This window comes from Kitasatospora sp. NBC_01287 (genome assembly GCF_026340565.1).
GTDB lineage: Bacteria > Actinomycetota > Actinomycetes > Streptomycetales > Streptomycetaceae > Kitasatospora.
On the sequence record NZ_JAPEPB010000001.1, the window covers coordinates 1,742,864 to 1,754,792 of the forward strand.

Sequence of the window (11,929 nt, forward strand, 5' to 3'; positions counted from 1 at the left end):
TGGCGTACCGTGCGGCAGGGCATCGTAGGTTACTGGTACTCAGCTCAGTGACCGCGCACCGCTCCTCGACGGCCGAAAGAGACCATATGACCACCGTGGGGTCGGCGACTCCCGCTGCCCGCCTGCCCGCCGCCCTGCGCGATCCGGTGATCGCCGCCACCCTGCTGGCCGCGGTGCTGCACCTGATCTGGGCCCTGGCGCTGGCCAACGACGCGGGTGATCTGGCGGCGCAGTACGCCTGGACCGAGTTCACCCGCCAGCACCCTGACGCGGCGTACAACCTGTCCTGGTACGGCGGGATCCACACCGCCTCGTACAGCGTGCTGTCGCCGTACCTGATGGGCCTGCTGGGAGTGCGGACCACCGGTGTGCTGGCCGGCACCGCCTCCGCCGCGCTGGCGGCCGTCCTGCTCACCCGCTCGGGTCTGCGGCGGCCGCTGGCCCCGGCGCTCTGGACGGCGTTCGCGCTCTGGTGCGACGTGGCGTCAGGCCGGGTGACCTTCGCGGTCGGAGTGGCCTTCGGCCTGGCCGCCACCGTGCTCGCCTTCACCCGCGGCGGGCCGCGGCTGCGCGGCACGGCCCTGTTCGCGCTGGCGGCGCTGGCCACCATGGGCAGCCCGGTGGTCGGCCTCTTCCTGGAGGTGGCGGCCGCCGCGCTGTTGCTGACCGGCCGCCGCCGGGACTGCTGGCCGCTGGCCGCGGCGCCGGTGGTGGTGGTGACCGGCACCTCGCTGCTCTTCCCCTTCTACGGGGTGCAGCCCTTCGACTGGTGGGCCGCCGCGCCGGTGGTGGCCGCCGCGCTGGCGGTGGCCTGGCTGGTGCCTGACGACTGGTCGGCGGTGCGGCGCGGGGCGCTGGTCTACGCGGCCGGGGTGGTGCTGGTCTGGCTGGTCCCCTCGCCGGTGGGCAGCAACGTGGAGCGGCTGAGCCTGCTCTTCGCCGGCAGTGTGCTGCTCGCGGTCCTGCTCAACGCGCGGCGGCTGACCCGCCGCCGGGCGCTGCTGGTGGCCGTCGCCTACCTCTCGGTGGCCTGCTGGCTGACCGGGCGGACGATGGGCGACCTGGTGGTGACCGTGCCGGTGGCCCGGGCCGCCGCCGACGGCAAGGCGCTGATCAACGAACTGCACCAGGTGGGCGCCGACCGCGCCCGGGTCGAGGTGGTCCCGCTCGCCTCGCACTGGGAGGCCAGCGGGGTGGCACCGTACGTGGACCTGGCGCGCGGCTGGAACCGGCAGGCGGACGTCACCCGCAACCCGCTCTTCTACGCCGACAAGCTCGCCCCGCAGGACTACCACACCTGGCTGCGGCGCTGGGGCGTGGGCTTCGTGGCGCTCTCCACCGACAAGCCGGACGACGCGGCGGTGGAGGAGGCGGCACTGGTCTCGGCCGGGCAGCCGTGGCTGGCCCCGGTCTGGCAGCACGGCAGTTGGCGGCTCTTCCGGGTCACCGACGCCACCCCGCTGGCCGAGCCGCCGGCCGTGGTGCAGCAGGCCGGTCCCGCCTCACTGACCGTGCGGGTGCCCAACGCCGGTCCGGTGCACCTGCTGCTGCCCTGGTCGCCCTGGCTGGGCATCGCCGGGGACCAGGGCGACGCGGACGGCTGCCTGGCCGAGGCGGGCGACTGGACGGTGCTCTACGCGCCCGCTCCCGGCACCTACCGGATCGCCGGGAAGTACTCCTTCGACCGGGGCAGCCCCTGCCGGTCCGGCCTGGCGAAGGGGCGCTGAGCGCGGCGCGGCGCGGGGCGCCTGGCGGCACGTGAAGGCACGTGAAGGCGCCTGGAGACAGCTGTCCGGAGAGCGCGCGGGGCCCGTCGAGCAGTGGTCGACGGGCCCCGCGGCACTCGGTCCTGCCGACCGCTCAGACCTTCAGCGCCTTGATCGCAGTGGGGGCGTGGCCGGGCTCGGTGGCCAGCTCCTCGAACTCGCTGACGTCGCTGATGTCGGCGGTCCTGCTCATCGCGATGTTGGTGATCCGCTCCAGGATCGCCTCGACCACGACCGGCACCTGGAACTCGGCGGCGAGCTTCTTGGCCTGCTCGAAGGCGGCGCCGAGCTCGTTCGGGTCGGTGACCCGGATCGCCTTGCAGCCCAGGCCCTCGACGACCTTGACGTGGTCCACGCCGTAGACGCCGAGTTCGGGCGAGTTGATGTTCTCGAACTCCAGGTTGACCTGGAAGTTGATGTCCAGGCCGATCTGCGCCTGCCGGATCAGGCCCAGGTAGGCGTTGTTGACCAGCACGTGGACGTAGGGGATCTTGTGCTGGGCACCGACCGCCAGCTCCTCCAGCATGAACTGGAAGTCGTAGTCGCCGGAGAGCGCGACCACCGGGGACTCGGGATCGGCGGTGGCGACGCCGAGCGCGGCCGGGATGGTCCAGCCCAGCGGCCCCGCCTGGCCGCAGTTGATCCAGTGGCGCGGCTTGTAGACGTGCAGCATCTGGGCGCCGGCGATCTGGGACAGGCCGATGGTGGTGACGTAGCGGGTCTCCGGGCCGAAGGCCTTGTTCATCTCCTCGTACACGCGCTGCGGCTTGATCGGCACGTTGTCGAAGTGGGTGCGGCGCTGCAGGGTCGCCTTGCGCTCCTGGGTGGCGGCCACCCACGCGCCGCGGTCCGGCAGCTTGCCGGCGGCCTTGAGCTCCTTGGCCACCTCGACGAAGAGCTCCAGCGCGGCCTTGGCGTCGGAGGCGATGCCGAAGTCCGGGGCGAAGATCCGGCCGATCTGGGTGGGCTCGATGTCCACGTGGACGAACGTGCGCTCGCCCCGGTAGACGTCCAGCTTGTAGCCGGTGTGGCGGTTGGCCCAGCGGTTGCCGATGCCCAGGACGAAGTCCGAGGCCAGGAAGTTCGCGTTGCCGTAGCGGTGCGAGGTCTGCACGCCGACCATGCCGGCGTTCAGCTCGTGGTCGTCGGCGATGGCGCCCCAGCCCATCAGGGTGGGGATGACCGGGGTGCCGGTCAGCTCGGCGAACTCGACCAGCAGGTCGGCGGCGTCGGCGTTGATGATGCCGCCGCCGGCCACGATCAGCGGGCGCTCGGAGTCCAGCAGGAACTGGATCGCCTTCTCGATCTGGGCGCGGCTCGCGGCCGGCTTGTAGACCGGCAGCGGCTGGTAGGTCTCCGGGTCGAACTCGATCTCGGTCAGCTGGACGTCGATCGGCAGGTCGATCAGGACCGGGCCCGGACGGCCGGAGCGCATCAGGTGGAAGGCCTGCTGGAAGACGCCGGGGACCTGCGCGGCCTCCAGCACGGTGGTCGCGGCCTTGGTGACCGGCCGCGCGATGGAGGCGATGTCGACGGCCTGGAAGTCCTCGGTGTGCAGCTTGGCGACCGGCGCCTGGCCGGTGATGCAGAGGATCGGGATCGAGTCGGCGATCGCCGAGTACAGGCCGGTGATCATGTCGGTGCCGGCCGGACCCGAGGTGCCGATGCAGACGCCGATGTTGCCGGCCTTGGTGCGGGTGTAGCCCTCGGCCATGTGCGAGGCGCCCTCGACGTGGCGGGCCAGCGTGTGCTTGATCCCGCCGCCCTCCTTCAGCGCCCGGTAGAAGGGGTTGATCGCGGCGCCCGGCACGCCGAACGCGACCTCGACGCCTTCGCGCTTGAGGATCTCCACTGCCGCGCGGGCGGCTGTCATTCGGGGCATCGGGTACTCCTGCGGTCGGCTCGTATTCCACAATACGGAATATTGCTTTTAGGATGCGAAATAAAGGTAGGCGGCGGCTCGACGGGGCGTCAAGAGTTCCGCCGCCCCATCTTCAACAACTCGTTGAACGCTCGGCCATTGGCGATCCCGCCAGGACCAGCACCCCGACCTGCCCGACCTTCGGAGCGAACACACGATTCGTATACGCACCCATGGGGCGCGACGAGCCCCGGCGCAGGCGCGTCACCAGCCCTGCCGGCCGGCTCACACCACCCGGTCGGCGCCGGTCAGCCGCGTGGGCAGAGTCCGTCCACCACCAGCTCGACCATCCGCTCGACCGTCACCACGTCGCTGCCACCCCAGTCACCGGCGGCCATCACGGCGGCGTGCAGCATGCGCAGCAGCTCCAAGGTGCGCAGGTCGTCCCGGACCGTGCCGGCCGCCCTGGCGTCCGCCAGCACCGCCTCGGCGGTGTCGACGATCTGCTCGCGCAGGCCCGACAGCAGCTCGCCGTCGTGCTCGGCGGCGGCGGCCAGCAGCGTCTTCAGCTCGCCGCAGTCGCGCCAGTGGGTGGCCAGCACCGGCAGCCAGGCGAACAGCGCCTCGCCCGGCTCGCTCCGCTCCAGCAGCGAGCGCGCCTGGGCGCAGGCCTCCTCCAGGCCGGCCCGGTAGACCGCAGCGACCAGCTCCTCACGGGTCGGGAAGTGCCGGTAGAGGGTGCCCGCGCCGACCTGGGCCCGCTTGGCGATCTCGTCCATCGAGGCGCCGGCACCCCGTTCGGCGAAGGCCTCGGCCGCCGCCGCGAGCAGCCGCTCGTAGTTGCGGCGGGCATCGGCGCGCATCGGTCGCCCGGCGGGCACCGGGGGCTCAGCGGGCATGCGGACTCCTCTTGCTAAACGGAGACTCTCTCCGTATCTTATGGACCGTCAATCGGAGACTCTCTCCGATTATGCCCGAGGAGCCCTTGTGACAGTTCTGTCCCCGGTATCCAACACCTCATCGACCACCGACCGCGGCTCAGGGGCCGTACTGGCCGTGCTGGTCGGCGCCTATCTGATGATCGCCGTCGACGCGACCGTGGTGAACGTCGCGTTGCCCGCCCTGCAGCGCCAACTGCGCTTCTCCGCCACCGCGCTGTCCTGGGTGCCGAACGCCTACTCGCTGACCTTCGGCGGCCTGCTGCTGCTTGGCAGCCGGCTCGGCGACCGGCTGGGCCGCCGCCGCGTCTTCACCACCGGCGTCCTCGTCTTCACCCTCGCCTCGCTGCTCGGCGGACTGGCGCCCGACAGCGGCTGGCTGCTGGCCGCGCGGGGCGCCCAGGGCGTCGGGGCCGCGCTCAGCACGCCCAACGTGCTGGCCCTGATCGCCACCAACTTCGCCGAGGGCCGGCCGCGCAACCGGGCACTGGGCCTCTACTCGGCCGCCGCCAGCGCGGGCGCCTCGGTCGGCCTGGTCCTGGGCGGACTGTTGACCAGCTGGTTCTCCTGGCGCTGGTCGCTGCTGATCAACGTCCCGGTGGGCCTGGTGGTGGCCCTGGCCGCGCCCCGGCTGCTCACCGAACCGCCGCGCCACCGGGGCTCGTTCGACGCCGGCGGGGCGGTCACCGGCACCTTGGGCAGCACCGCGCTGGTCTACGGGTTCCTGCGGGCGGCCGAGCGCGGCTGGGGCGACCCGCTCGCCGTGGGCGGCTTCGCGGCGGCCCTGGTGCTGCTGGCCGCCTTCGTGCTGCACGAGCGCCGGGCCGCGCAACCGCTGCTGCCGCTGGAACTGCTGCGCGAGCGGAGCCGGGCCGGCGCCTACCTCAACCTGCTGCTGATGCCGGCCGGGATGTTCCCCGCCTTCTTCTTCCTGACCCTGGCCTTCCAGGAGCTGCTCGGCTACAGCGCGCTCCGCACCGGCCTGGCCTTCCTGCCCCTGACGCTGTCGATGTTCGCCACCGTGCGGCTGGTGCCCAAGGTGCTGGGCCGGACCGGCACCCGGCCGCTGCTGATCGCCGGCGCGGCCCTGCTGGTCGGCAGCAGCCTGTGGCTCTCCAGGCTGCCGGAGCACGGTGACTACCCCACCACGCTGCTCGGGCCGCTGCTGCTGATGGGCCTGGGCGCCGGGCTGACGTTCATGCCGATGAGCGTGCTGGTGCTGACCGGGGTGAGCCCGGCGCGCTCGGGCGCGGCCGCCGGGCTGCTGCAGACCCTGCAGTGGAGCGGCGGGACGGTGGGCACCGCGATCCTGGTCTCGGTCTACGGCACCGCCACCCGGCACGGCGGCGGCAGCCCGACCGCGCACCAGACGCACGGGCTGGACGCGGCCTTCGCGGGCGGCGGCGCGATCATGCTGCTGGGCCTGCTGGTGGCGGTCCTGGTGATCCGCACGCCGCGCCCGGAGCATCAGCCGGCGCGCCAGAAGGCGCGCTAGAAGGCGCGCCCCAGCGTGGCCAGGTAGGCGCGCCAGCCGCCGAATCCGGTGATCTCACGGTGCGCTCCGCGCTCCAACTCGCCGCGGGCGAGCACCATCGAGAAGCAGGCGCTGCCATCCGCCAGCTCGATCACGCCGAACTCCAACTCGGGCGGCTCACCGGGGAGCAGCACGTCGCGCAGGAACTCCAGGGTCACCTCGTACAGCTCGCCCTCGATCGCGGTGTCCGCCTTCGGGTCGGGCAGCAGCCCGGGGCAGACGTCGCGGATGGAGAAGAAGCGGTGGCCGGGCGCGGTGCGGACCACGCCGAGGAACGGCGAGTCGCCGAGCAGCGGGTGGAACTCGCCGCCGCGCATCGCCTGGCCGTTGAGGAACATCCGGACCATGGGGTAGGGCCTTTCTGGAGGAGCGCGCACGGTCCACCGGGGAGTGTTCGCCCCGGCGGACCGTACGAAACGGCGGTACGGGCTCAGCCGAGCCGTGCGTAGCCTGGCAGCGTCAGGAAGTCGACGAAGTCCTCGGCGAGCGACACCTGCTCGAAGAGGTCGCGCGCCTCGGCCCACCGGCCGGCCGCGTACACCTCGGCGCCCGACTCGGCCTCGATCGCCGCCAGTTCCTCGGCGACCAGGCGGCGGGCCAGCTCGGCGGTGGCCTTCTCGCCGGTGTCGGCGAGCACCACGCCGTTGTGGATCCACTGCCAGATCTGCGAGCGGGAGATCTCGGCGGTGGCCGCGTCCTCCATCATGTTGAAGATCGCGACCGCGCCGAGCCCGCGCAGCCAGGCCTCGCAGTAGCGCAGACCGACGGCGACCGCGTTCTGCAGGCCGGCCTCGGTGCAGGAGCCGCCCGCCCCGGCGACGTCGAGCAGTTCGGCGGCCGTCACCGGCTCGGCGGGGCCCGGGTTCTCCTTCTGGTTCGGCCGCTCGCCGAGCACCGCGTCGAAGCAGGCGCGGGCGACCGGGACCAGGTCGGGGTGGGCGACCCAGGAGCCGTCGAAGCCGAGCCCGGCCTCGCGCTCCTTGTCCGCCTTGACCTTGCCCAGGGCGGCCGCGTTGACCTCGGGGTCCTTGCGGCTGGGGATGAAGGCGGCCATCCCGCCGATCGCGTGCGCGCCGCGCCGGTGGCAGGTCTGCACCAGCAGCCGGGCGTAGGCGGCCATGAACGGGGAGGTCATGCCGACGCTGTTGCGGTCCGGCAGGATGTAGTGCTCGCCGGCGTCGCGGAAGTTCTTGACGATCGAGAAGAGGTAGTCCCAGCGGCCCGCGTTGAGACCGGCGGCGTGCTCGCGCAGCTCGTAGAGGATCTCGTCCATCTCGAAGGCGGCCATGATCGTCTCGATCAGCACGGTGGCCCGGATGGTGCCGTGCGGGATGCCGAGCTTGGCCTGGGCGTGGGTGAAGACGTCGTTCCAGAGCCGGGCCTCAAGGTGGCTCTCGGTCTTCGGGAGGTAGAAGTAGGGACCGGAGTTCGGGTCCTCGGTCCCCTTGGCCAGCAGCCGCTTCGCGTTGTGGAAGAAGTAGAGGCCGAAGTCGAAGAACGCGCCGGCCACCGGTACGCCGTCCACCATCAGGTGGTTCTCGTCCAGGTGCCAGCCGCGCGGGCGGACCACCACGGTGGCGAGCTCCGCGGCGGGCTTCAGCTTGTACTCCTTGCCCTGCGGCGAGGTGAAGTCGATCCGGCCCTCGTAGGCGTCGATCAGGTTGACCTGGCCCGAGACCACCGACTGCCAGGTGGGCGAGGTGGCGTCCTCGAAGTCGGCCAGCCAGATCTTGGCGCCGGAGTTGAGCGCGTTGATCACCATCTTGCGGTCGGTCGGGCCGGTGATCTCGACGCGGCGGTCCTGCAGGGCCCGCGGCGCCGGGGCCACCCGCCAGTCGCCGGCGCGGATCGCGGCGGTCTCGGGGAGGAAGTCGAGGGTGCCCGCCCTGGCGATCTCGGCGCGCCGGGTGTGTCGGCGGGCGAGAAGTTCCTGGCGACGGTCTTCGAAGGCCCGGTGGAGGCCGACCACGAAGGCCACAGCGTCGGGCGTGAGCACCTCCTCCGCACGGGGGACGCGCGGGCCGGCGACAGTGACGACCGGAGCGGCGGGGGCGCCGACGGATCCCTGGTCTGTAGCCATGGGCAGGACACTCCTTGGGCGGTAGAACCGGTGTAGGGAGCCCCGGTGGGAGCTTCCCTCAATTGATCTGACCCACCTACTGGCGAGTTCGATTCTGTAAGGTGGACACTAGTTTCCGCGATACAGAATTTCAACGGTTTGTTGAGGTAGATCGCTGGGACTCTACTCCTCCCCCGACAGCAAAGGGAACGCCGGTGGCCAGCACCCCTGCCGCAGCTTCGACCGGATCCGAGCGCGCCTCCGCGGGGAGCGTGCAGTCCGTCGAGCGCGCCTTCCAACTCCTGGAAGCGCTCGCCGACTCGGGCGGCGTCGCCACCCTGAGCGAGCTCTCCGGCACGTCGGGCCTCCCGATGCCGACCATCCACCGGCTGGTTCGTACCCTCGCACAGCAGGGATATGTCCGCCAGGACACAGCGCGGCGCTACACCTTGGGTCCGCGCCTGATCCGGCTGGGCGAGACCGCCGGGCGGCTGCTCGGCAGCTGGGCCCGACCGTATCTGGCCGAACTGATGGAGGCCACTGGCGAAACCGCCAACCTGGCCGTGCTGGAGGGCGGCGAGGTGGTCTACGTGGGCCAGGTGCAGTCGCGCCGCTCGATGCGGATGTTCACCGAGGTCGGCCGCCGGGTCCAGCCGCACTGCACCGGCGTCGGCAAGGCGCTGCTCGCCCAACTCCCCGAGGACGAGGCCCGCGCCGTGCTCGGCACCCAACCCCTGCCCGCGCACACCGAGTTCACCGTGACGGACGTCGAGGAGCTGTTCGCCCAGCTGGCCCAGGCGCGCGAGGCCGGGTACGTGGTGGACGACCAGGAGCAGGAGATCGGCGTGCGCTGCATCGCCGTCGCCGTGCCGGGCGCGCCGACCCCCACCGCCCTCTCGGTCTCCGGCCCCGAGGCGCGGATCCGGGCGCTGGAGGGGCAGACGGGCTCTTCGGAACTGGTGCCGGTGATGCGGCAGATCGCGCACCGGCTGGGGACCGTGCTGGCGCCCTGATCGATCGCCCCTGATCCTCCGTCAGGCATGCGTGCGGCCCGGATCCTCGTGGATCCGGGCCGCACGCATGCCTGTTGACAGTGCGTCAACTACCCCCTAGCGGTAGACCCGCACGTAGTCCGCCGCGAAGCTGATCGGGGCGGAACCGCTCGGGGCCGGGTGGTACTGGCCGGCGCTGATCGACAGGTTGAGGATCAGGTAGGCCGACCAGTTGGCACCGACGCCGGTGTTGTCGGAGAAGACCTTGACGCCGTTGACGTAGTAGTCGACGGAGGTGGCGCCGTAGTAGGTGCCGATGGTCACCCACTGGCCGGGCTTCACCGCGTTCGCGTCGGTGTAGTACTTCTGCGCGGAGTTGACGTGGTTGGTCAGCTCCAGCAGGTTCGGGTTGTCCGGGTGGTACTCGAAGGAGTCGATCTCGCTGCCGCCGTTCGCCCAGGTCCACAGCGCCGGCCAGGCGCCGGGTGCGGACGGCAGCTGCACCCGGGCCTCGGCGTAGTCGCCGGTCTTCACCTTGAAGCCCTGCTGGCTGCCCTCGGTGGTGAGCAGGCCGGTGGTCCACGCCTGCTTGCCGTTCTCCAGGGTGTGACTGGAGGGCTGGGCGGTGAAGGTGGCCGTGCCGTTCGCCACCGCGACGTCGGAGGGGGTGATCCAGTCGAGCTTGTTGTCGTCCGGGTTGTGGCTGCCGTACTTGTACGAGGTGGTGGTGCTGTCGTTCCACTTCGTGCTGTCGAGCGGGCCGTTGAACTCGTCGGACCAGGTCAGCGCCTTGCCGGGGACGGGTGAGCCGGTGGGGGCGGACGGGGCGGCGGGCGGGGTGACCGGGGAGGTGCCGGTGCCGCTCCCGCTGCCGCCCGCGCTGCCGCCGCCACCCGCGCCGGCGTTCGCGGACACCGTCAGGCTCTGCGCGGGCAGGTTGTGCCAGGCGCCCGCCTGGTCCTGGTAGAAGCCGAAGACGCTGTACGTCCCGCTCGCGAAGGTCCGCGCGCCGGTGGTGAGCGACAGGCCGCTCGGGCAGATCCGCTGGTTGGCGCGGTTCCCGGGGAAGTCGAGGTTGTTCCCTGCGGCGTCGCGCACGCCCACGCCCACCGTCTTCGCGGTGAAGCAGGAGCCCGCGTGCAGCGTCAGGGCGGCGCTGGTGGCCGCGCCGGCGGTGGCGGTGGTCGGGGTCAGCCGGTCCTGGGTGACGGTGGGCGCGCCGCCGGACGCCAGGGTCGAGGTCAGGGCGTTCGCCTGGCCGACCATGGGCACGGCGATCAGGCCGAGGGCGCCGGCGAGGATGCCGAGGCGGGCAGGGGTGGCGGAAGGGATCACGGGGGTTCCTCTTGCGACGCCTACGAGGTGAGCTGTCGGGTTCGGGCCGCAAGATGGCCCGGCCGCGCCGGAGGATCCCGGTCGGCTTCACCCCGAGCCGCACCCCCGCGCAGCCGGCTGGACGCGGGCGGGCGGGGACACGGCAGAACTACCTGGGTCCCCCGCTCCTGCCTGGTGCGGTGCTGGGGTTCCGACCCCGGGCAGGCAGGACTAGGCGTCCCGGGGACTGGTCCCGCCGCTGGGTGGCGAGACGTCTGCAGGGTAGGCAGACGAGCTGATCATCATCAATGTCACACGAGTCACACAGCTTCACATCCGCCGCCAAAGCGAAGCACTTCCGTCGCGCGAGCCCCGCTCAAGTTACATGGACATGAAGACTCACCCAGTCGGCTCCCAGCTTCTTCCCAGCCTTCCCGGAGCTGCCCCACACTGCTGCACATGCAGACTCTTCTACGCGCGTTGAAGTCGCGTACCGCCTCCGTCGTCACCGTCGGCCTGCTCACCCTGGCCCCGACCGCCGTCTTCGCCTCCGACGCCCACGCGGACGTCAGCGGCGACATCTGCCAGTCCGCGCTGCCCAGCCAGGCCGACCACACCCTCGACCTGATCGCGCAGGGCGGCCCGTTCCCGTACTCCGAGGACGGCGAGACCTTCCAGAACCGCGAGGGCGTCCTCCCCAGCGAGCCGTACGGCTTCTACCAGGAGTACACCGTCACCACCCCGGGCGCCGGCAACCGCAGCACCCGCCGGATCGTGACCGGCGAGGACGGGTCGGACTACTACACCTCCGACCACTACGAGTCGTTCTCGCTGATCGACTTCAGCTGCTGAGACAGTCGGCCGCATGGCGCCGGGGGCGAGGTACCGCGCCCCCGGCGCTGCGCGTCGCCTACTCGGGCAGCAGCGGCGCGATGACCGAGGGACCGGCGAACTGAGCGGCGAGCGCGTCCATGATCAGCTCGTCGCAGACCCGGCCGAGCCAGTAGCCGGCCTCGCGGAGCATCCCGGCGGGGCGGAAACCCGCCTTCTCGTAGGCGCGGACGCCACCCTTGTTCGGGGCGAGGACCTTGAGCCAGACCATCCGCAGGTTGGTGATGTGGAAGGCGTAGTCGAGCACGAGGCGGGTGGCGGCCGTGCCCAAGCCCTTGCCACGGGCTTCGGGGGCGAGCATCACGACGTACTCGGCGGTGCGGACGGCCTGGTCGGGCAGCAGGGTGGCGACCCCGACCGGGGTTGGGCCGTCCCCTGTCAGTTCGTAGATGGTGAACCGGATGTTGTCACCACGGAGTTGGTGGGCCATGCCCTCGGTGCGGGCCTCCAGTGACTCGGGCTGCTGGCGACCGTAGCCGACCAGGAGCACGGGGTCCTGCTCCCACCGCCAGTAGGTCTCCACGAGGTCGGCACGGTAGGGGCCGAGCGCGCAGGTGTCGGTGCCGACCCACAG

The 11,929-nt window shown here is 71.7% G+C and carries 10 protein-coding genes and 1 riboswitch; of the genes, 4 read left to right on the forward strand and 6 right to left on the reverse strand.

What is annotated here, in order from left to right; all coding sequences use genetic code 11:
* The first annotated feature begins 86 nt into the window (after window positions 1-86).
* Window positions 87-1,727 (forward strand): MFS transporter, encoded by a 1,641-nt coding sequence (locus OG455_RS07125; RefSeq protein WP_266291376.1) that lies wholly within the window; start codon window positions 87-89, stop codon window positions 1,725-1,727.
* 133 nt (window positions 1,728-1,860) lie between these two features.
* Here OG455_RS07125 and gcl read toward each other — a convergent pair whose 3' ends face one another.
* Window positions 1,861-3,639 (reverse strand): glyoxylate carboligase, encoded by a 1,779-nt coding sequence (gene gcl, locus OG455_RS07130; RefSeq protein WP_266300679.1) that lies wholly within the window; start codon window positions 3,637-3,639, stop codon window positions 1,861-1,863.
* 296 nt (window positions 3,640-3,935) lie between these two features.
* Window positions 3,936-4,526, reverse strand: a complete 591-nt coding sequence (locus OG455_RS07135; RefSeq protein ID WP_266291378.1) for a TetR/AcrR family transcriptional regulator — start codon at window positions 4,524-4,526, stop codon at window positions 3,936-3,938.
* 88 nt (window positions 4,527-4,614) lie between these two features.
* Between OG455_RS07135 and OG455_RS07140 the strand changes: the two genes are divergently transcribed.
* Entirely contained in the window at window positions 4,615-6,060 is a 1,446-nt protein-coding gene (locus OG455_RS07140; protein ID WP_323185432.1) for an MFS transporter, read from the forward strand.
* On the opposite strand, the gene OG455_RS07145 is transcribed toward OG455_RS07140, so the two are convergent.
* The gene (locus tag OG455_RS07145) at window positions 6,057-6,446 is read right to left on the reverse strand and encodes a gamma-glutamylcyclotransferase (RefSeq protein ID WP_266291380.1); all 390 of its coding nucleotides are present in this window, start codon (window positions 6,444-6,446) and stop codon (window positions 6,057-6,059) included. The two genes, OG455_RS07140 and OG455_RS07145, sit on opposite strands and share 4 nt — an antisense overlap.
* 83 nt (window positions 6,447-6,529) lie before the next feature.
* Complete coding sequence (gene aceB / locus OG455_RS07150) at window positions 6,530-8,179, reverse strand: malate synthase A (RefSeq protein ID WP_266291382.1); 1,650 nt, start codon at window positions 8,177-8,179, stop codon at window positions 6,530-6,532.
* Window positions 8,180-8,373: 194 nt separating this feature from the next.
* Between aceB and OG455_RS07155 the strand changes: the two genes are divergently transcribed.
* Window positions 8,374-9,171 (forward strand): IclR family transcriptional regulator, encoded by a 798-nt coding sequence (locus OG455_RS07155; RefSeq protein WP_266291384.1) that lies wholly within the window; start codon window positions 8,374-8,376, stop codon window positions 9,169-9,171.
* Between the two features lie 96 nt (window positions 9,172-9,267).
* Here OG455_RS07155 and OG455_RS07160 read toward each other — a convergent pair whose 3' ends face one another.
* On the reverse strand, window positions 9,268-10,485 hold the full coding sequence (locus OG455_RS07160; protein WP_266291386.1) for a glycoside hydrolase family 16 protein: 1,218 nt from the start codon (window positions 10,483-10,485) through the stop codon (window positions 9,268-9,270).
* Between the two features lie 3 nt (window positions 10,486-10,488).
* Window positions 10,489-10,677: riboswitch (cyclic di-AMP (ydaO/yuaA leader) on the reverse strand.
* A gap of 246 nt (window positions 10,678-10,923) precedes the next feature.
* Here OG455_RS07160 and OG455_RS07165 point away from each other — a divergent pair.
* Window positions 10,924-11,316 (forward strand): ribonuclease domain-containing protein, encoded by a 393-nt coding sequence (locus tag OG455_RS07165; RefSeq protein WP_266291388.1) that lies wholly within the window; start codon window positions 10,924-10,926, stop codon window positions 11,314-11,316.
* A gap of 58 nt (window positions 11,317-11,374) precedes the next feature.
* Here OG455_RS07165 and OG455_RS07170 read toward each other — a convergent pair whose 3' ends face one another.
* Window positions 11,375-11,929, reverse strand: coding sequence for a GNAT family N-acetyltransferase (locus tag OG455_RS07170; protein WP_266300681.1), 555 nt, complete (start codon window positions 11,927-11,929; stop codon window positions 11,375-11,377).

What these genes read in the sequence shown, in the direction of transcription:
- OG455_RS07125 (WP_266291376.1), top strand. Translation starts at nt 87, where the DNA reads ATGACCACCGTGGGGTCGGCGACTCCCGCTGCCCGCCTGCCCGCCGCC.
- gcl (WP_266300679.1), bottom strand. Translation starts at nt 3,639, where the DNA reads ATGACAGCCGCCCGCGCGGCAGTGGAGATCCTCAAGCGCGAAGGCGTC.
- OG455_RS07135 (WP_266291378.1), bottom strand. Translation starts at nt 4,526, where the DNA reads ATGCCCGCTGAGCCCCCGGTGCCCGCCGGGCGACCGATGCGCGCCGAT.
- OG455_RS07145 (WP_266291380.1), bottom strand. Translation starts at nt 6,446, where the DNA reads ATGGTCCGGATGTTCCTCAACGGCCAGGCGATGCGCGGCGGCGAGTTC.
- aceB (WP_266291382.1), bottom strand. Translation starts at nt 8,179, where the DNA reads ATGGCTACAGACCAGGGATCCGTCGGCGCCCCCGCCGCTCCGGTCGTC.
- OG455_RS07165 (WP_266291388.1), top strand. Translation starts at nt 10,924, where the DNA reads ATGCAGACTCTTCTACGCGCGTTGAAGTCGCGTACCGCCTCCGTCGTC.